Origin of the sequence: Oricola sp. (assembly GCF_022763245.1) — a bacterium.
Lineage (GTDB): Bacteria > Pseudomonadota > Alphaproteobacteria > Rhizobiales > Rhizobiaceae > Oricola.
In genome coordinates, this window is record NZ_JALEGV010000005.1 from 11,793 (window position 1) to 30,094 (window position 18,302).

Consider the following 18,302-nt stretch of genomic DNA (forward strand, 5'->3'; position numbering starts at 1 on the left):
CCGAAGACCGGCAGCGATCAGAACGGGATCTTGAGGCCCAGCCGACCGTCCGCGGTCAGCGTGCCGTTGCTGTCCGTTCCGACCGCGACGCGGGCGTCGAAGGTCGAGCCGCCCTCCGAAACCTGGTTGATCTTCAGGCCGGCGAAGATGCCTGCACCCGTTGTCAGATCGTCGGCGGCCAGATCGACGCTCTGGGCCATGTAGGAAGCCGTCAGGCCACTGTCGGTGGAAGCGTCGGCCTCCAGACGCAGGAATGGCGTCACCGTCGCGCGGCCAAAAGCAAATGGTGCACCCGCCTCAAGGCTCGCATGGAAATGATGCGAGGCAACGCCCGAGACCGCGACACCCAGGCCGTTCAGATCCATCGTGTCACCGAAGAAGCCGTTGTAGCCGGCCGTTCCTTCCAGCAAGAAGGGAATGCCGGTCGGCGCGAAGACGAAGCCGCCATCGATTCCGGCGATCAATCCCGTGGCCGATCCGTCGCCGCTCGCCAATTGCGAACTGTCGACCCGCGCTTCGGCACCACCGAGCCAGATATCGGCGTTGAGGGAAAGTTCCGGCGAGATCGCGCGACCGGCACGCAGGCCCGCGAAGCCGGCGACGAACTGCGTGTCGTGAATGCCGTCATCCAGCGATGCGCCATAGACGGCAACGCCGCCAAACAAGCCAAACGTCTGGCCGCCGTGGTCCCAGTCGCGTCCCGCCACGAGGCCGCCGCCCGTCAGATCAAAGCCCTGGTTCATCGCGGTGGACTCGAAATCAGACCAGCCGCCAAACGCACGCGCCCAGAGCATGTCGCCCGCCGACGGAACGGTCGCGATCGTCTGAGAGAGGTCCATGCCGAATTCCGAGACCGATGCGTCGATCGCCACGAAGGGCGATGAATCGACCGCGATGATCGTGAGCGCATTGGAGGGAGCGTAGACGACCGGCCCCTGTGGATTCACCGCAGGAACACCCTCGATGACGATGGCGTTGAACCCGTTCAGTTGCACCTTGTCCGGCGCAGTGACGAAAGAGTAGACGCCGGCGACAGGGCCGATGATTTCGAAGGTGTCGGCCTCGCCCTCGCCGAGGTCGATGTCGCCGTCGATCAGAGAGCCTGTGCCAACCTGCAGCGTGTCGTCGCCCGAGCCGAGGAAGATCGCCGTGCCGCTGCGGCCGATGATGGTGCCGTAATTAGTGATGGCCTGGCCCTGCCCGTCGATGCCGTCGCCGTCATCGGGATCATTGTCGACATAGATGCCATGATAGCCTTCGATGTGGCCGGTATTCGTCACGGTCGAGGAGGCCGCACCGTCGAAATCGAAGTCGATGCCGTCTTCCGACCCCAGGGCCATGATCGTGCCGGTGTTGATCACCGTGCCGTCGTCGAGATCGATGCCGTCCTGATCGCCGGTGACCGTGATCGTTCCGTTGTTGACGATATAGGCGTTTCTGGCGGCGTTGATGCCGTCATCGACCGACAGGATGGACCCGTTATTGGTCACCGTCGCCCCGTCTGCATTGGCATTGACGCCCTCGGCGTCTGCTTCGATGGAGCCGTTGTTCACGACGATGGAATCGATCTCGACCTGAATGCCGTCGTCTCCGGCCTCGATATGACCGTTGTTGACGACGAAGCCTTCATCATCGACATTGACGCCGTCCTGCTCCCCGTAAAGCGAACCGTTGTTGGTGACCGTGACGCCATTGTCGCCCTGGATGGCATGATCTCCGGTGGACGTAACCGTGCCGTCATTGATCACCGTCGCATCGTCATCGACATTGATGCCGACCTTCGTCGCCTCGATGACGCCGGTCGCCATGTTCGTCACCACGCTGCCGTCGCCAACGCGAACGCCGTGACCGTCCTGCGCGGTGATCGAGCCGGCGTTGTCCACCGTGATGTCTTCCAGCAGATCCTCGTCATCATCCTCCGCGTCGATGCCGGTCTTTCCGGCGACGATGGAACCGCCCTCGCCGATGGTGACCGTTCCACCCTCGCCGATGCGGATGCCGTCCTTGCCGGCCTCGATCGAACCGTTGTTGACAACCGTCACATCGGCTTCCTCGAAGGCCTCGATGCCGTGGTCGTGCGCGTCGACGGACCCGTTGTTGGTGACGGTGGAACCGTCCTTGACGCGAATGCCGTCATTGTCCTCGGACGTGACCGATCCGTCATTGAGCACCGTGACGTTCTCGCCGACGCGGATCCCTTCGTCGTCCTCGACGATTTCGACGCCGTCCTCGACGGTGACGGAGCCATTGTCGAAATCGGAATCGTTGAACCCGCCACCCGACACGTCACAGACCACGGCATTGCCGTTCTGTACGCAATCCGCCTGTGCGCTGCCTGCGGTCAGACCCACGAGCGCTACCGCCGAGACGCCGCACAGAAGTTGAAACGCGCTCGTGCGGTTGCGCTTCGATGCCATTTTGAGCCCCATCATCGTCCCCATTGAAAATCCCAAAACAATGGAGACCGCCTAGCATCCGGCGCATGCAGGTTATGTGACAGGAGGATGACCAGCGGGATTGCAGCCGGGCATGTGGCCGTGATGCAACAGGCGCCCACGACGCATGGCCGGCCGCGTCGTCAACCATTTTGAACGCCAGATGAACGGCGACATCAGGCAGCATTCAGCAGTCACGAGCGATCATGGCGCGGGGAATACCAATGGGGACACATTCATGCTCGCACGCCGTTTCACACTCGTCTGCCTTGCCGCCGCTTTCGCAGGCGGCAGTCTCGCCATGCTGATCCAGGAGACCAGCCGCGCACCTTATTCCTGGAAGACGGAAACCGCCCGCGCCTGCCCGTTCGGCCTGACGCGCGACTGCCTGCGCCTCCTCAACTGACGGACGAGCGGGCTATCCAACTGCGACACCGGCGGCCTCGTTCTGGTCGATCATCGCTGCCCCTCGACCTCGACACAGAAGCGAGATGACGCAGAAGATGCAATTCTTCAAACTCGCGCCGACGGGTCTCCAGCGTGTTTGCAGGAAATGATGAGATCGCCATTTTCCTGTAGTCATTTCGCCTTTATAAGGTGCCATGACGATACAGACGCTTGAAACTCTTCCGCAAAACCCCGCCTCCAATGCCGGCTGCGACCTGCCGCCCGCCTACGAGCCGCAATCCTTCACCGATGCCGGCGCCGCCGTTGCAGCGCTGAAGGCGCTCTACATGCGCAACACGCAGTTTCTGCGTTCGCGCTTCGAGGCGATCCATCGCGGCGACGCGCCGGGCAACCGGGTGCGCGCCTTTTATCCGCAGCTCGAATTCACGACTGAAAGCTATGCCAATGTGGATTCGCGGCTGGCCTATGGCCATGTCGTCGCGCCGGGCCGCTATGTCGGCACCGTCACGCGGCCGGATCTTTTCGAGGATTACCTCAAGACGCAGATCGGCCTGATCATGCGCAATCACGACGTGCCGGTGACGGTGACCGAGTCCGACACGCCGATTCCGCTGCATTTCGCCTTCCTGGAAGGCACCTATGTCGAACAGAGCGACGCGGCGAGCATGGAACGTCCGCTGCGCGACATGTTCGACGTGCCGGACCTCAACACCACCAACGACGAAATCGTCAATGGCGATTTCGAGCCGGTCGTGGGCCAGCCGCTGCCGCTCGCCCCGTTCACGGCGCAGCGCGTCGATTATTCGCTGCACAGGCTGGCGCATTACACCGCGACGAGCCCAGGGCATTTCCAGAATTTCGTGCTGTTCACCAACTACCAGTTCTACATGGACGAGTTCTGCCAATATGCGCGCGACATCGTGGCGCGACGCGAGGGCGGCTACACGGAATTCGTCGAGCCCGGCAATCTCGTGACGCGCGCAGGCGAAAAGGAGCCGATTTCCGGCATTCATCCGGCACGCCTGCCGCAGATGCCCGCCTATCACCTGAAGCGCGGCGACCGCACCGGCATCACCATGGTCAATATCGGTGTCGGCCCGTCCAACGCCAAGACGATCACGGACCACATCGCCGTGCTGCGCCCGCATGCCTGGCTGATGCTCGGCCACTGCGCCGGGCTACGCAATTCGCAGGCGCTCGGCGACTATGTCCTCGCCCATGCCTATGTGCGCGAGGACAATGTGCTGAACGAGGACATCCCGCTTTCCGTGCCGATCCCGCCGCTTGCGGAGGTTCAGGTCGCGCTCGAGGACGCTGTCGAGGAAGTCACCGGCTACACCGGCTACGACCTGAAGCGGATCATGCGCACCGGCACGGTCGCCACGATCGACAACCGCAACTGGGAACTGCGCGACCAGCGTGGCCCGGTGCGTCGCCTCTCCCAGTCGCGGGCGATCGCGCTCGACATGGAATCGGCGACGATCGCCGCCAACGGCTTCCGCTTCCGTGTCCCCTACGGCACGCTGCTCTGCGTCTCCGACAAGCCTCTGCATGGCGAATTGAAGCTGCCCGGCATGGCGACCGACTTCTACAAGCGCCAGGTCGCGCAGCATCTGATCATCGGCATCAAGGCGATGGAGAAACTGGCCCAGATGCCGCCTGAACGGCTGCATTCAAGAAAGCTGCGCAGCTTCAACGAGACGGCGTTCCAGTAGCAGCCACCCTGCCCGGCCGGTCAGATCCAGCCAAGCAGCTTCCACCACAGGAAGTCGACGGGCACGAGCGCGAACAGCGTCACCAGCGCGAGCGGAAGGGTCAGCCGGAGGACGCTGCCGAGCTTCTCGCCGGAGAGCTGCATCGCAACGATGAGCGGCGCAACCTGGTAGGGAAAGACGGCTGTCGAAAAGCCGATCACCTGGATCATCAGCACCGCCGGCACGCTGAAGCCGGAACTCTCAGCCAGGCCCGACGCAAGCGGAGTAAGAACGGTCGGCACACCGGCGACGGTCGTGACCAGTCCCGTCGCGGCCGACATCACGGACAGTGAAACGAAGTTGATGAAGTCGTGGCCCGGCGCGAGCGGCAGGACGCGCGTCAATTCCTCGCCGAGGATCGTGCCGAGTCCCGTGACGTTGACCAGCGCGCCGAGCGCGAGCGCGGCTGCGACGAACAGGACCGAGCCGAAATCGACCGACCCATTGAAACTCTTCGGATCGACCGCGCCGATCCGAGGCAGCATCAGCACCACCGCCGCCGCCATGCCGATCCAGGCCGGATTGATACCGTGCAGGCTGTCGGTCATCCACAATGCCAGCGTCGCCAGAAGGATCGCTGCGACACGGCCCTGCGTTGCGCGGTCGGCCAGGACCTCTTCCCCCGCCGTTGCCGGCGCGGACGCCTCGCGCACCCGGTCGGGAAACAGAACCAGCGCCAGAGCCACCGCAACTGCCGATTTGAGAATGCCCAAAACCGGGAAATGCAAGGCCAGATACTGCGTGTAGCCGAAGCTGACATCGTGGATCGTCTCGGCGGCGCCCGACAGGATCATGTTGGGTATGTTCGACGGCAGGATGGCGAAGCCAGGCATGTTGCAGGCCGCTGCCAGAGTGACGGCGACACCGATGCGGCCTTTCGATCCCTTCGCGAAGCCAGCGCGGTCGGCGAGCGCCAGACCGACGGGAAACAGCACCACCGCGCGGCCGATCGACGAGGGCATGACGAAAGCAAGCGCCATGCCCGCCAACGTCAACCCGATCAGCAGCCGGGCGTAACTTCCGGCAAGCAGTGGGGCCAAGTTCGCGGCAAGACGCTTGCCCAGCCCCGACGTGCCGATGGCCGACCCGATCACCGCGCCGGAGACGATCAGCCACACAGCCGCCGAACTGAACCCGCCGAAGACGAGGTCCGGCGTGGCGATGCCCGCGATCAGAACGAGGGCGAAGAAAATCAGGCTGACCAGAAAGGGCGGCACGATGCCGGTGCTCCACAGCACCAGCGTCACCAGCACGACGCCGGCGGTCTGGCCCTGCATGGCGTCCAATCCGGCGGGCGGCGCGATCGCAAGCCAAACCGACACGGGAAAGGCAATCAGGATCACGAGATTGCGGACGGACCGGGCAGAATTCATGACTAAAATACTCCGAAATTAGGATCGCCGCATAGGTGGACCGTTTTGCGGAGTTGCGCTAGATCGCTATCATGACAATGGATGTCGAAAACCCGCCATTCTTCGAACCGGGCGAGACGGCCTATATCGAGGATCCGGACCGGCCCGTTCTCGCCTTCGGACGCGACCTTGCAGCCGGCGCCGCCAACGCGCCGCACAGCCATCCCCGCGGGCAACTGCTCTGGGCGATGAAGGGCGTGATGCGCGTGGTCTCCGGAAATTCGGTCTGGATAGTGCCCCCGAGCCACGCAGTGTGGATTCCGGGTGGAACGTGGCACAACGTCGTGACCGAAACCGCGGCGCAGACCCGCAATCTCTATGTCGATCCGTCTCGACCGATCCGCACCGGAACCGCCGGCTGCACCGTGCTCCTGCTCACGCCGCTCATGCGCGAGATCATTCTGAGGCTGTCGGCGTACGCCGATGCAATCGCCACCGATCCGCGCGCTCAGAGGCTTGGTGACGTCGCGCTGGACGAGATCGAGACCTTGCGGGAGGCCCCGCTCAGCCTGCCCGGCGGGCACGATCCCAGGCTGCAGCGCCTGATCGCCCATCTGGGCCGCTATCCCGGTGACCGGCGGTCACTGGCCGAGCTTGCCGCGGTTGCCGGCGCCAGCCCGCGAACGCTGGAGCGCCTGTTCAGCCGCGAGACCGGCTTCACCTTCCGCCAGTGGCGCAGCCGGCTGCGGCTGCTGACCGCCGTGGAGATGCTGCATCGCGGCGAGAGCTCGACCGCGATCGGCTATGCGCTCGGCTATCGCAGCCCGAGCGCCTTCGTCGCCGCGTTTCACCAGCATTTCGGATGCCCGCCCCAGAGCTTCCTCGCCCATCGCGCAGGTCAGCGACGCGACCAGGCCATGCACGGCCGGCAGGCCGATTGACCCGTTTCCATCCCTTCCGTTGGGGCAGAATCGCTGTTTAAATGCGCAGGGCAATGCAACACTCTCCGCCGCCACAAGGGAGCCGGGACGGATGACGCTGAGCATGCAGTTTCTCGGAAGCTTCAAGGCCGAGGCCCGCGGCGAGGCTTTGCATGTCCCGTCGAAACGCGGACGTGCCCTGCTCGCGGCGCTCATGCTGGCGCCGGACATGCGGCTGTCGCGCCAGGCGGCAGCAGCCCTTCTCTGGCCGGACCGCGACGAGACCCAGGCGAGGGCCTCGCTGCGCCAGGAACTGTCCGCCCTGAAGAAGGCGCTCGGTCCCGCCGCCGACGGTCTCCTCGCCTCCGACACGGACGCGATCTCGATCGCGCCGGACGCATCGCTTAATTGCGATCTCTGGTCGATCCTGAAGGACGACGCCATCCCAGAAGAAGCGATGGCACTTTACCGGGGCGATCTCCTCGACGATGTCGATCTCGCGCTCGAAAGCTTCGAGGAATGGCTCGCCGCCCAGCGCAGGGTGCTGCGCGCCCGTCTTGTCACGCTTGCCGAAAGGCATTTGCGGACGGCGACGGAGAAGCAGGATTGGCCGGCGGTCGACAGCTGCGCCGCGCGGCTGCAGGACCTCGACGCTTTCAACGAGACCGCCATCGAAGCGCTGATGCGCGCCGCAGCGGCCAATGGCCGGCGGGCGCAGGCGATCTCCCTTTTCGACGCATTCGCAGCACGTCTGGACGCCGAATTGCAGGCGAAACCCGGCGTGACCCTTGAAGCGTTGCGTGCCGAGATCGCCGGCGGAGCTGCGCCCGTTTCGCCCCGCCGCCACGATGCACCGGCGAGCCCGGTCCCTTTCGTCGACAGGCCCGCAGTGCTGGTCATGGCCGTGGACAGCCTGTCCACGAGCGAAGACGACCGGATGCTCGCCGACGGCCTTGCCGAGGAATTGCGCACCACGCTCAGCTATTGGCGGTGGTTTCCGGTGATCGGCCCGGAGAGCGTCGGCTGGAAAACGGCCCGCGACATCGACATCCGCGAGGCCGCGCGCACGGTCGCCGCCTCCTATGCGGTCACCGGCAGCCTGCGTCGCCACGGCGATCGCGCCCGGATCACGGTCAGCCTCGTCAACACCACCACCGGCCAGTCGATCTGGTCGCAGAATTTCGACGGAAATCTTGAGGACGTGTTCACCTTTCAGGAGGATGTCTGCCGGTCGATCGTCGCGCAGGTCGAACCGCAAATCGCCCATGCCGAGGCCGAACGCATCACGCGGGCGCAGCCGACCAGGCTTGCCGCATGGCACCTCGTCGCCAAGGCGGACGAGATCGACCGCCTCGGCGGCGCCGGCTACGGCACGCCGGAGAGCAACACCGCACAATTTCCCCTGCTTGAGGAAGCGGCAAGGCTCGATCCGGGCAATGCGAGGGCATGGACGCGCATCGCCCGCATTCACTGGCGCTTCTTCATCATGGGCTGGGACAGGGATCCCGATACCCACACACGCAAATCTTCGGAAGCGTCGCGCAAGGCTCTTGCGGTCGATCCCGACGACTGGCAGGCGCATGCCTATCAGGCACTCATCCGGGTCTTCGCCGATCGCGACTACGAAGCGGCAGAATACCACAGCATGGAGGCCGTCCGCCTCAACCCCTCGGCCGTGCTCGCGCGCCAGGTGGCCGGCTGCACTACCGAATTGCTCGGCCGTCCGGGAGAAGCGCTCGACCATTTCCGGGTGATCTTCCGCCTCGATCCCGATCCGGGTCCCAAGGCGGCGATCATGGCCGACATGTCGACCTGTCACATGCTTTTGAAGGAGTTCGACGAAGCGGTGGAGATCGGGCGGCGCCTGATGGCGTCCGCGCCCGGCTATGCGCGCGGTCTGCAGCGCTCAGCCGCCTCCTTCGGCCATGCGGGCCGCGCCGATCTGGCAGCGGAAGCCGCTTCGCGGCTGCAAGGGCTGCAGCCGGATTTCTCGGAGGACTACGTTCGCGCCACCTATCCTTTCAGGCGCGCGGAGGACCTCGATTTCCTCATCGAGGGCCTCCGCAAGGCGGGGTGTCTGGACTGACGGTTCAGCGGTCGTTGCGCGGCGCGAACTGGCTCAGGAACGCGTCATCCTGCTGGCGCTTGGTGATGCCCATGTCGCGAAGCCGGTCCTCGTCCAGGTCCTTGAACCGGAAATAGGCGATGAAGGTGGCGTTCAGATCGCGCAGCCATGAAAAGGGCGACGGGATCGTCGGGAAGGTGGTGGTGCGGGGTGCGGTGCCGGTGGTGTTGATGATCTGGGTCTGCATGGTCTTTCTCCTCGTTTGAACTGGACCCAGTCTCGCCGCTGCCCGCAAAAGCCGCGCAAAAACTCCTGGTCGCCAAACCGCCGGCGCCGTCAAAAAAGCGCAAAAAAACGCTGCGATTGGTTTGACGTTGCCGATTCACGCTTTCAGGCGGCCCGGATCCCGGGTTGTGCCTTGGGTCTGGATCGTCGCGCCATTCCGCAATAGGGTTCCACCCGAAAACCGATTCAGCCCCTGACTGCCATGCCGTTTCTGCCTCGCGCCGTTTATCCCTTGATGATTGGCTCCGCCCTGTTGATGTTCGCAGGCGGCGTCAATGGCCTCATCCTGCCCGTGCGCGGCAGCCAGGAAGGCTTTTCATCGTTCTCTCTGGGCCTGCTCGGCACCGGCTGGGCGGCGGGTTACATTCTCGGCTGCCTCGTCATGCCGCGAACGGTCGCGCGCGTCGGCCACATCCGTGCCTTCGGCGCAATGACGGCGCTCGCGGTCGTGTCGGTCCTGGCCACCCTGCTGATCGTCCAGCCCTGGGCCTGGATTCCCTTGCGCGGCCTCACCGGCTTTGCCTTCGCCGGCGCGGCGATGATCGTGGAGAGTTGGCTGAACGAACGCGCCGAGGCGGCTTCGCGCGGCCGGGTGTTCGGGCTCTACACCATGGTCAATCTCGCCGCCACGACGCTCGGCCAGATGTCGCTGACGCTCGGCGACACGGCGACCCATCTCTTCTTCGTTCTGGCGGCGATCTTCTATGCGCTGGCGCTCCTGCCAAGCGGGCTCTATGCCTCACACCAGCCCAATCCGCTGGTCGGCGCCTCGCTCGACCTGAAGACGCTGTGGCGCAATTCGCCCGTCGCGGTCGTCTCCGTGATCCTGATCGGCATCTCCAACTCCGCCTTCGGCACGCTCGGCGCGGTCTATGCCGACCAGATCGACCTGAACGTCGCGGCGATCGCGCTCTTCATGAGCATCGCGATTCTTGCCGGGGCCGGAGCGCAGGTGCCGATCGGCTATTTCTCCGACCGCATGGACCGCCGCCTCGTGCTGGTCGGCATCGCGGGCATGGCGTTCCTCGTCGACCTGTTCCTGATTCTCGTGCAGCCGCTGCCGGTCCCGGTGGCGCTCTTCGCCTCCGCCCTGTTCGGCGCGTGTATCTTCTCGATGTATCCGGTGATCGTTGCGCATGCGAACGACCATGCGCCGGAGAACTACTTCCTTCGCACCTCCGGCGGCCTGCTGCTGCTTTTCGGCGTCGGCTCCATCGCCGGGCCGCTGATCGCCGGTGTCATCATGTCGGCCAGCGGGCCGTCCGGCCTGTTCATGACGACGGCGCTGACCCACCTGTCGCTGATTGGCTATGCGTTGTGGCGCATTCGCCAGCGTGCCGCCCCGACGCAGGCAGAAAAGACCGACTTCGTGCCCGTCAGCCCGGCGCGCTTCTCGACCATCGAGACCGCGACGCTCGATCCCCGCGCAGAAGAAGAAGAGATCGAGCAGGAGCGCGTCGAAGAACCCCAGGAAGAGCCCGGCGGCTGATCCCGTTCCCGCGGATTGCTGAAAGTCGGCGCCCTATTTGCGCTGCGGCCGGAAGCTGAGCCTCAACTGCTTCTCGACCTCGATGATCGCGAAGAGCAGGACGCCGATGCCAATGACCAGCATGCCATCCAGCAGCGGCACCGCCTCGGTGGCGAAGACGCGCTGAAGCGGCGGCAGATAGGTGATGGCGAACTGCGCCGCCGTGACGATCAGGATCGTCGCCCAGACGATCGGCGTCGCCCGCACCGCCACCCAGTTCAGCGACGTTCCGTAGATGTTTCGGATGAAGAAGAGATAGGCGATCTCCATGACCACCAGCGTGTTCATCGCCATGGTGCGCGCGAGTTCGAGCGAATAGCCGCGATCGACAGCGTAGGAGTAGACGCCGAACACGCCGCCGAAGAACAGGCCGGAGACGAGAGCGATCTGCCAGACCAGATGGCTGGACAGGATCGGTTCGTCGCGCCTTCGCGGCGGCCGCCGCATCGTGTTCTCCTCGGTCGGCTCGAAGGCCAGCGCGATGCCGAGCGTGACCGCCGTGATGAGATTGACCCACAGGATCTGCACCGGTGTGATCGGAAGGGTCATGCCGAAGAGAAGCGCGACGATCACCGTCATGGCCTCGCCGGCATTGGTCGGCAGCGTCCAGCTGATCACCTTCTTGATGTTGTCATAGACGGTCCGCCCCTCGCGCACCGCCGCGACGATCGAAGCGAAATTGTCGTCGGCCAGCACGAATTCCGCCGCCTCCTTGGCGGCCTCGCTGCCCTTGCGCCCCATCGCGATGCCGGCATCGGCGCGTTTCAGCGCCGGCGCGTCATTGACGCCGTCTCCGGTCATCGCAGCGACGATGCCTTGCGACTGCAGGGCCATGACCAGCCGCAATTTGTGCTCGGGCGTCGTGCGCGCGAAGATGTCGGTCACGGCAATCTCCGCGGCCAGTTGCGCGTCATCCATGCCGTCCAGATCCCGCCCTGTCAGCACGCGGTCCGGATTTTCGAGACCGATCAGCCGGCCGATCTCGGCTGCCGTGCGGGCGTGGTCGCCGGTGATCATCTTGACGCGGATGCCCGCGTCCCGGCACTCCGCCACGGCCTCGATCGCCTCAGAGCGCGGCGGATCGATCAGCCCGACGAGCCCCACCAGGACAAGGCCACCCTCGACGTCGGCGAAATTGACGACGGACTGCGTGCGGTCCACTTCGCGGGTCGCAATGGCGAGCACGCGCTGTCCCTGCGCGGCCATGTCCTCGGCGCAATCGACCCAATAGGTCTCGTCGAGCGCCTCGCTTTCGCCTGACGGCGCGCGCTGCTCGGCGCACATCGCCAGGACATGTTCCGGAGCGCCCTTGACGAAGATGTCGGCATGGTCGGGGTGATCGTGATGCAGCGTCGCCATGAATTTGTGGCGGGAATCGAAGGGGATCTCGTCGGTACGCGTGCGCGCCGACAGTTCCTGGCTGACATCGACGCCGACCTTGCCCGCCAGCGCCAGGAGCGCGCCCTCCATCGGATCGCCCTCGACGGCCCAGAACCCGTCGCGATGATGCAGCGACGCGTCGTTGCAGGATGCCGCCGCCTTCGCCAGTTCGGCCAGATGCAGATGATCGAGCGCGTTGACCCTGTTGTCGGCGAGATAGACCGCGCCGTCGGGTTCATAGCCATTGCCTTCGAACGAGAAGCGGTGACCCGTGAGCCCGACCGAGGCGACCATCATTTCGTTTCGCGTCAGCGTTCCCGTCTTGTCGGTGCAGATCACCGATACCGAGCCAAGGGTCTCGATCGCCGGCAAACGGCGCACGATCGCGTTGCGCCGCGCCATCGCCTGTACGCCGACGGCCAACGTGATCGTCAGCACGGCCGGCAGGCCCTCCGGGATCGCCGCCACGGACAGGCCGACGACGGCCAGAAACAGCTCGTCGAACGGCTGGTGCTGCACGAAATAGCCGAATGCCAGCAGGATGACGGCGATCAGAAGGATCATCACCGTCAGCCATTTCGCGAAGATGTTCATCTGCCGGACAAGCGGGGTCGACAGAACGTCGACATTTGCCAGAAGGCCGCTGATCTGCCCGATCTGCGTGTCCTTTCCGGTCGCCACCACGAGGCCCCTGCCCTGCCCGCTCGTGACCAGCGTGCCGCTATAGGCCATGCAGGAGCGGTCGCCGAGCGCGGCATCCTCGTCCACAGTGGCGGTCGCCTTGTCGCTGGGGACGGATTCCCCGGTGAGAATCGCCTCCTGGATCTGCAGCCCGTGCGAGCGGATGAGCCGCAGATCGGCCGGAACCTTGTCGCCGGCCTCCAGCAGCACGATGTCGCCTGGAACGAGGGTTTCGCCTTCGACCGTGTGGCGCTCGCCATCGCGCAGGACGGCGGCTTGCGGCGCCAGCATCTTACGAATGGAGTCCATCGCCTTCTCGGCCCTGCCCTCCTGGATGAATCCGACGATCGCGTTGACGATCACCACCGTGAAGATGACGGCTGAATCGATGAGATGCTGCATCGCCAGCGTAATGACGCCGGAAACCAGCAGGACGTAGATCAGGATGTTGTGGAAGTGCGACAGGAATCGCAGGATCACGTTCGGCCTCGGCGGTTGCGGCAGCCGGTTGAACCCGTGGATTTCCAAGCGATGCGTCGCGTTGTCCGAAGAGAGTCCGCCGGCCGTCGCCTCGAGCGTTTCCAGGCAGTCATCGATTTCGCATGAATGAAAGTCGCGCATGGTCCTGGCGGTTTCCCGGTTCGAGGGCGTTGTCATGACACGCGACGGATCTCATCCGGGAACAGCACCCGAAACAGGCGCCCTGCGGACAAGGTCTCGCCACGAGCATGTCTGTCGGGACGGCATCCTAACCGGCCCATTCGCGTGCGCACAAGAACCGTGCTGCAGCGCAATCGTCGCACATCGACGTTCTTGCGGCCTGCAACCTTGACGCGGCAGGACGGTCCTGACATCAGGTCCGCCCGTGGCGACGGGCTGGACATCGTCCGCCCCCTGCGCCAAGTGAACACGGCAGACCGTCTGGAGAACGACACGGCCATGCTGCAGACCCCCTACTACCTGATCGACAAGACGCGCCTCCTTCCCAACATGGAGAAGATCGCCTGGCTGCGAGAGGCCAGCGGCGCCAAATCGCTCCTGGCGCTCAAATGCTTCGCCACATGGTCGGTGTTCGATTTCATGGCGCAATACATGGACGGCACGACCTCGTCCTCCCTCTACGAGGTCAAGCTCGGCTACGAGAAATTCGGCGGCGAGACGCATGCCTATTCGGTCGCCTATGCCGATCACGAGATCGGCGAGGTGCTCGCCAATTGCGACAAGATCCTCTTCAACACGATCGGCCAGTTGAGCCGGTTCGAAGAGGTCAGCCGCGACAAGACACGCGGTCTGCGCGTCAATCCGGGCGTTTCGACCTCGGAATTCGACCTTGCCGATCCGGCCCGGCCCTTCTCGCGGCTGGGCGAGCATGATCCGAAGGAGATCGAAACCGTCGTCGATCAGATCTCGGGCTTCATGTTCCACTGCAATTGCGAGAACGATGATTTCGACCGTTTCGACGCCATGCTCGGCCATATCGAGCAGCGCTTCGGCTACCTGATCCGGACCATGGAGTGGATCAGCCTGGGCGGCGGCATCCATTTCACCGGCGAGAACTATCCGCTCGACCGTTTCGCCGAGCGGCTGAAGCGTTTTGCCGGCGAGAACGGCGTCCAGGTCTATCTGGAGCCCGGCGAAGCGGCGATCACCAAGGCAGCGACACTGGAGGTCACGGTGCTCGACACGATGTTCAACGGCAAGCATCTGGCGATCGTCGACTCCTCCATCGAGGCGCACATGCTCGACCTGCTGGTCTACCGCGAGACCGCGAAGATCGCGCCGAACGAAGGTCCGCACGAATGGATGGTGTGCGGGAAATCCTGCCTGGCGGGCGACATTTTCGGCGAGTTCCGCTTCGGCGAGCCGCTCAAGCCGGGCGACCGGTTGAGCTTCCAGGACGCGGCGGGTTACACCATGGTCAAGAAGAACTGGTTCAACGGCGTCAAGATGCCGGCCATCGCCGTCAGGGAGCTCGACGGCTCCGAGCGGCTGGTGCGCGACTTCGGCTACGAGGATTTCGCCGCCGCATTGTCGTGAAACCATAACCGGACACACCGATTATCCATCAGGGCGGAGAAACAAGGAGGCCTTACAGGCTCATGAAACGCAACGTATTGATCATCGGCGCCGGTGGCGTCGCCCAGGTCGTCGCGCACAAATGCGCGCAGAACAATGACGTTCTCGGCGACATCCATATCGCCAGCCGCACGCTCGCGAAGTGCGAAGGCATCATCGAGAGCGTGCGCGACAAGGGCGCGATGAAGACCGACGGCGTACTGAAGGCCCATCAGGTCGACGCGATGGACACGGCTGCCGTGGCCGCCCTGATCCGCGAGACCGGCGTTCAGATCGTGATCAATGTCGGCAGCGCCTTCGTCAACATGTATGTCCTGGAAGCAAGCTTGGAGACGGGCGTCGCCTATATCGACACGGCCATCCACGAGGAGCCGGACAAGATCTGCGAAACGCCGCCGTGGTACGCGAACTACGAGTGGAAGCGCCGTGACCGCTGCGCCGAAAAGGGTGTGACCGCCATCCTCGGCGCCGGCTTCGATCCCGGTGTCGTCAACGCATTCGCCCGCTTCGCCATCGACGGCATGGACGAGGTCAAATCCATCGACATCGTCGACATCAACGCCGGCTCCCACGGCAAATGGTTCGCGACGAATTTCGATCCGGAGATCAATTTCCGCGAATTCACCGGCACGGTCTACAGCTGGCAGGAAGGCGAGTGGAAGTCGAACAAGATGTTCGAGGTCGGCCACGAATGGGATCTGCCCGTCGTCGGCAAGCAGAAGGCCTACATGTCGGGGCATGACGAGGTGCAGTCGCTCGCGGTCAACTATCCGCATGCCGATGTGCGCTTCTGGATGGGATTCGGCGACCACTACATCAACGTCTTCACCGTTCTGCAAAATCTCGGCCTGCTCTCCGAGCAGCCGGTCACAACCGCCGAGGGCCAGGAAGTCGTTCCGCTGAAGGTCGTCAAGGCCGTCCTGCCGGACCCGGCGTCGCTCGCACCGAACTACACGGGCAAGACCTGCATCGGCGACCTCGTCAAAGGCGTGAAGGACGGCAAGGACGTGGAAGTCTTCGTCTACAACGTCGCCGACCACAAGGACGCCTACAACGAAGTCGGCAGCCAGGGCATTTCCTACACCGCCGGCGTGCCGCCGGTCGCCGCCGCGATGCTGATCGCCGACGGAACCTGGGACACCGGCACGATGGTCAATGTCGAAGAACTCGACCCGAAGCCGTTCTTCACGATCCTCGATCGCATCGGCCTGCCGACACGCGTCAATGACGAGAATGGTGACCGGCCCTGGACCGAGGCGGTCTGAGCCACACCGACAGGCAATCCAGAAAAAGGCGCGACAAAATGGTTCGCGCCTTTTTCGGTATTTGATGGGCATGCTTCACAAAAAAGCAGCTTTTCAGCGCGATGTTGCGGCGCAGCATACGCCGGCCCTGCGCTGATACAGGGCCGTTTGTGTCAACGCGACAAGCGAGACGATCGTGCCCATGGCGACCAAAGAAACCACCGCGCCGGAATCATCGGTTGCGAAGATCTCCGACGCACCTGCCCTTCCCGTGCCGGCCTCCGCCATCGCATGGGCGGCGTCTCTCGCCAGCATGATGGCCGACGGACAATCGGGCGGTCACGGCAAATATGACACGATCGACCGGGCCCTGCGTGCCTCCATGGCGCGGCTGACGGCGGGTGTCTCGATCCATTCCGCCGGCTCGGCCTGGATGGACTGGATGACGCATCTGGCACGCGCACCCGGCCGACAGGCCGAATTGCGGGAAAAGGCGGTCGCAGACGCCTGGAAATTCGCCTTCGACGTCATGGGCCCCTACGGCCCGCTTGGTCCTGACGGCGGTTTCAAGGCCGACGCCGACGATCATCGCTTCGACCACCCCGCATGGGATCACGCGCCGTTCCGCGCCTGGAAGCAATCATTCCTCGCGATCGAGGACTGGTGGCAGGAGGCAACCAGTGAAGTGCGCGGCATGCATCACGCCAATGCCGATCGCGTGTCCTTCATGGCGCGGCAGATGCTCGACATGGCGTCGCCCTCGAACTCGCCCTTCCTCAATCCGAAGATCATCGAGCGTACCGTCCGCACAGGCGGGATGAACCTTGTCGAGGGCGCACAGAACCTGATGGAGGACGTCGCCCGTGAAATCACCAACGCGCCGCGCCCACCCTCGCCCGAGTTCCGGGTTGGGGAGACCATCGCCTGCACGCCCGGAACTGTCGTCTATCGCAACGAACTCTTCGAGCTGATCCAGTATGCGCCGCAGACGGAAACCGTGCATGCCGAGCCGGTCCTCATCGTGCCGGCCTGGATCATGAGATACTACATTCTCGACCTGTCGCCGCACAATTCGCTGATCAACTACCTTGTCGGCCAGGGCTTCACGGTGTTCGCCATTTCCTGGCGCAATCCCGGGCCGGAGCAGCGCGACATGTCGCTGGACGACTATCGCCGCCTCGGCGTGATGGCAGCGCTTGACGGCATCACGAATATCGTGCCGGAGACGAAGATCCACGCCTGCGGATACTGCCTCGGCGGCACGATCCTCTCGATTGCGGCTGCCACGATGGCCGGTGAAGGTGACCAGAGGCTTGCTACGGTCACATTGCTCGCGGCGCAGACCGACTTCACCGAAGCCGGCGAACTCATGATGTTCCTCGACGAGAGCGAGATCGCCTATCTGGAAGACATGATGTGGGACCAGGGCTATCTGGACCAGCGCCAGATGGACGGCGCGTTCCGGGCGCTGCGCGCCCGCGACCTGATCTGGTCGCGCGCCATCAACCGCTATTTCCTGGGCGAAGAGGAAGAGCAGTTCGACATCTCTGCCTGGAACGCGGATTCCACGCGCATGCCCTACCGGATGCATTCGGACTATCTGCGCGGCCTGTTCCTGGAGAACCGGCTGACGGCCGGACGCTTCGCCGTCAATGGACGCGTCATCGCCCTGAAGGACATCGACGCGCCGATGTTCGTCATCGGCACGGAGAAGGATCACATCGCTCCCTGGCGGTCGGTCTACAAGATCAATCTCTTCACCGAGAACGACCTGACCTTCGTGCTGACCAGCGGCGGCCACAATGGCGGCATCGTCAGCGAGCCCGGGCACCGGCACCGCCACTACCGCATCGGCCACCGCACGCCCGAGAAGAAATATCTCGATCCGGCCACCTGGTTCGAGAGCCACAATCCGATGGAGGGATCCTGGTGGGTCGAATGGCGCGAATGGCTGGGCCGGCAGAGCGCGGCCGACCTTGTGCCGCCGCCGGCAACCGGTGCGACGAAGGAGGGCTTGCCGCCCCTTTGTCCCGCCCCTGGGACGTATGTCTACGAGCGCTAGAAGGCTCCGATTGCCCACCCAGACAGTCCGGCGAGAAAAAGGGCGGCGAGAATCGCTCTCGCCGCCCATCTGATTGCATGTTCGGACGTCCGGATACCCGGCGACCGAACCG

Annotated in this window: 12 protein-coding genes; 8 read left to right on the forward strand and 4 right to left on the reverse strand. The window is 64.2% G+C overall.

The features are described from left to right. Nucleotides 1-17: 17 nt before the first annotated feature. Nucleotides 18-2,417, reverse strand: a complete 2,400-nt coding sequence (locus tag MRY80_RS00190) for an autotransporter domain-containing protein (RefSeq protein ID WP_293286718.1) — start codon at nucleotides 2,415-2,417, stop codon at nucleotides 18-20. A gap of 256 nt (nucleotides 2,418-2,673) precedes the next feature. On the opposite strand from MRY80_RS00190, the gene MRY80_RS00195 reads away from it, so the two are divergent. Next, nucleotides 2,674-2,841, forward strand: coding sequence for a hypothetical protein (locus MRY80_RS00195; protein WP_293286720.1), 168 nt, complete (start codon nucleotides 2,674-2,676; stop codon nucleotides 2,839-2,841). A gap of 196 nt (nucleotides 2,842-3,037) precedes the next feature. Then, nucleotides 3,038-4,558, forward strand: a complete 1,521-nt coding sequence (locus MRY80_RS00200) for an AMP nucleosidase (protein ID WP_293286722.1) — start codon at nucleotides 3,038-3,040, stop codon at nucleotides 4,556-4,558. A 20-nt stretch (nucleotides 4,559-4,578) separates the two neighbouring features. Here MRY80_RS00200 and MRY80_RS00205 read toward each other — a convergent pair whose 3' ends face one another. Beyond that, nucleotides 4,579-5,970 carry an SLC13 family permease gene (locus MRY80_RS00205; RefSeq protein WP_293286724.1) on the reverse strand — a complete coding sequence of 464 codons (1,392 nt, stop codon included), beginning with the start codon at nucleotides 5,968-5,970 and terminating at the stop codon, nucleotides 4,579-4,581. Nucleotides 5,971-6,041: 71 nt separating this feature from the next. Here MRY80_RS00205 and MRY80_RS00210 point away from each other — a divergent pair, with 71 nt between their 5' ends. Next, a complete protein-coding gene (locus MRY80_RS00210; RefSeq protein ID WP_293286726.1) occupies nucleotides 6,042-6,890 on the forward strand; it encodes a helix-turn-helix transcriptional regulator in 849 nt (282 codons plus the stop codon). 91 nt (nucleotides 6,891-6,981) lie between these two features. Next, complete coding sequence (locus tag MRY80_RS00215) at nucleotides 6,982-8,955, forward strand: BTAD domain-containing putative transcriptional regulator (protein ID WP_293286728.1); 1,974 nt, start codon at nucleotides 6,982-6,984, stop codon at nucleotides 8,953-8,955. A gap of 4 nt (nucleotides 8,956-8,959) precedes the next feature. On the opposite strand, the gene MRY80_RS00220 is transcribed toward MRY80_RS00215, so the two are convergent. Beyond that, nucleotides 8,960-9,181: a hypothetical protein gene (locus MRY80_RS00220; RefSeq protein ID WP_293286730.1), complete on the reverse strand. Its 222-nt coding sequence runs from the start codon at nucleotides 9,179-9,181 to the stop codon at nucleotides 8,960-8,962. 273 nt (nucleotides 9,182-9,454) lie between these two features. On the opposite strand from MRY80_RS00220, the gene MRY80_RS00225 reads away from it, so the two are divergent. Next, nucleotides 9,455-10,708, forward strand: a complete 1,254-nt coding sequence (locus MRY80_RS00225) for an MFS transporter (protein ID WP_293286732.1) — start codon at nucleotides 9,455-9,457, stop codon at nucleotides 10,706-10,708. Nucleotides 10,709-10,741: 33 nt separating this feature from the next. On the opposite strand, the gene MRY80_RS00230 is transcribed toward MRY80_RS00225, so the two are convergent. Next, on the reverse strand, nucleotides 10,742-13,429 hold the full coding sequence (locus MRY80_RS00230; RefSeq protein WP_293286734.1) for a cation-transporting P-type ATPase: 2,688 nt from the start codon (nucleotides 13,427-13,429) through the stop codon (nucleotides 10,742-10,744). A gap of 318 nt (nucleotides 13,430-13,747) precedes the next feature. Here MRY80_RS00230 and MRY80_RS00235 point away from each other — a divergent pair, with 318 nt between their 5' ends. The 3 genes from MRY80_RS00235 to MRY80_RS00245 all read left to right on the forward strand — a co-directional run bounded on the left by MRY80_RS00235 (nucleotide 13,748) and on the right by MRY80_RS00245 (nucleotide 18,190). Beyond that, nucleotides 13,748-14,845, forward strand: a complete 1,098-nt coding sequence (locus tag MRY80_RS00235) for a carboxynorspermidine decarboxylase (RefSeq protein WP_293286736.1) — start codon at nucleotides 13,748-13,750, stop codon at nucleotides 14,843-14,845. 62 nt (nucleotides 14,846-14,907) lie between these two features. Then, a complete protein-coding gene (locus MRY80_RS00240; RefSeq protein WP_293286738.1) occupies nucleotides 14,908-16,149 on the forward strand; it encodes a saccharopine dehydrogenase family protein in 1,242 nt (413 codons plus the stop codon). Between the two features lie 181 nt (nucleotides 16,150-16,330). After that, a complete protein-coding gene (locus tag MRY80_RS00245; protein ID WP_293286740.1) occupies nucleotides 16,331-18,190 on the forward strand; it encodes an alpha/beta fold hydrolase in 1,860 nt (619 codons plus the stop codon). The last annotated feature ends 112 nt before the right edge of the window (nucleotides 18,191-18,302 follow it).

Bases quoted from the DNA above. Each gene is read 5' to 3' on its own strand.
- MRY80_RS00190 (WP_293286718.1), bottom strand. From the start codon at position 2,417: ATGGCATCGAAGCGCAACCGCACGAGCGCGTTTCAACTTCTGTGCGGC.
- MRY80_RS00195 (WP_293286720.1), top strand. From the start codon at position 2,674: ATGCTCGCACGCCGTTTCACACTCGTCTGCCTTGCCGCCGCTTTCGCA.
- MRY80_RS00200 (WP_293286722.1), top strand. From the start codon at position 3,038: ATGACGATACAGACGCTTGAAACTCTTCCGCAAAACCCCGCCTCCAAT.
- MRY80_RS00205 (WP_293286724.1), bottom strand. From the start codon at position 5,970: ATGAATTCTGCCCGGTCCGTCCGCAATCTCGTGATCCTGATTGCCTTT.
- MRY80_RS00210 (WP_293286726.1), top strand. From the start codon at position 6,042: ATGACAATGGATGTCGAAAACCCGCCATTCTTCGAACCGGGCGAGACG.
- MRY80_RS00215 (WP_293286728.1), top strand. From the start codon at position 6,982: ATGACGCTGAGCATGCAGTTTCTCGGAAGCTTCAAGGCCGAGGCCCGC.
- MRY80_RS00220 (WP_293286730.1), bottom strand. From the start codon at position 9,181: ATGCAGACCCAGATCATCAACACCACCGGCACCGCACCCCGCACCACC.
- MRY80_RS00225 (WP_293286732.1), top strand. From the start codon at position 9,455: ATGATTGGCTCCGCCCTGTTGATGTTCGCAGGCGGCGTCAATGGCCTC.
- MRY80_RS00230 (WP_293286734.1), bottom strand. From the start codon at position 13,429: ATGCGCGACTTTCATTCATGCGAAATCGATGACTGCCTGGAAACGCTC.
- MRY80_RS00235 (WP_293286736.1), top strand. From the start codon at position 13,748: ATGCTGCAGACCCCCTACTACCTGATCGACAAGACGCGCCTCCTTCCC.
- MRY80_RS00240 (WP_293286738.1), top strand. From the start codon at position 14,908: ATGAAACGCAACGTATTGATCATCGGCGCCGGTGGCGTCGCCCAGGTC.
- MRY80_RS00245 (WP_293286740.1), top strand. From the start codon at position 16,331: ATGGCGACCAAAGAAACCACCGCGCCGGAATCATCGGTTGCGAAGATC.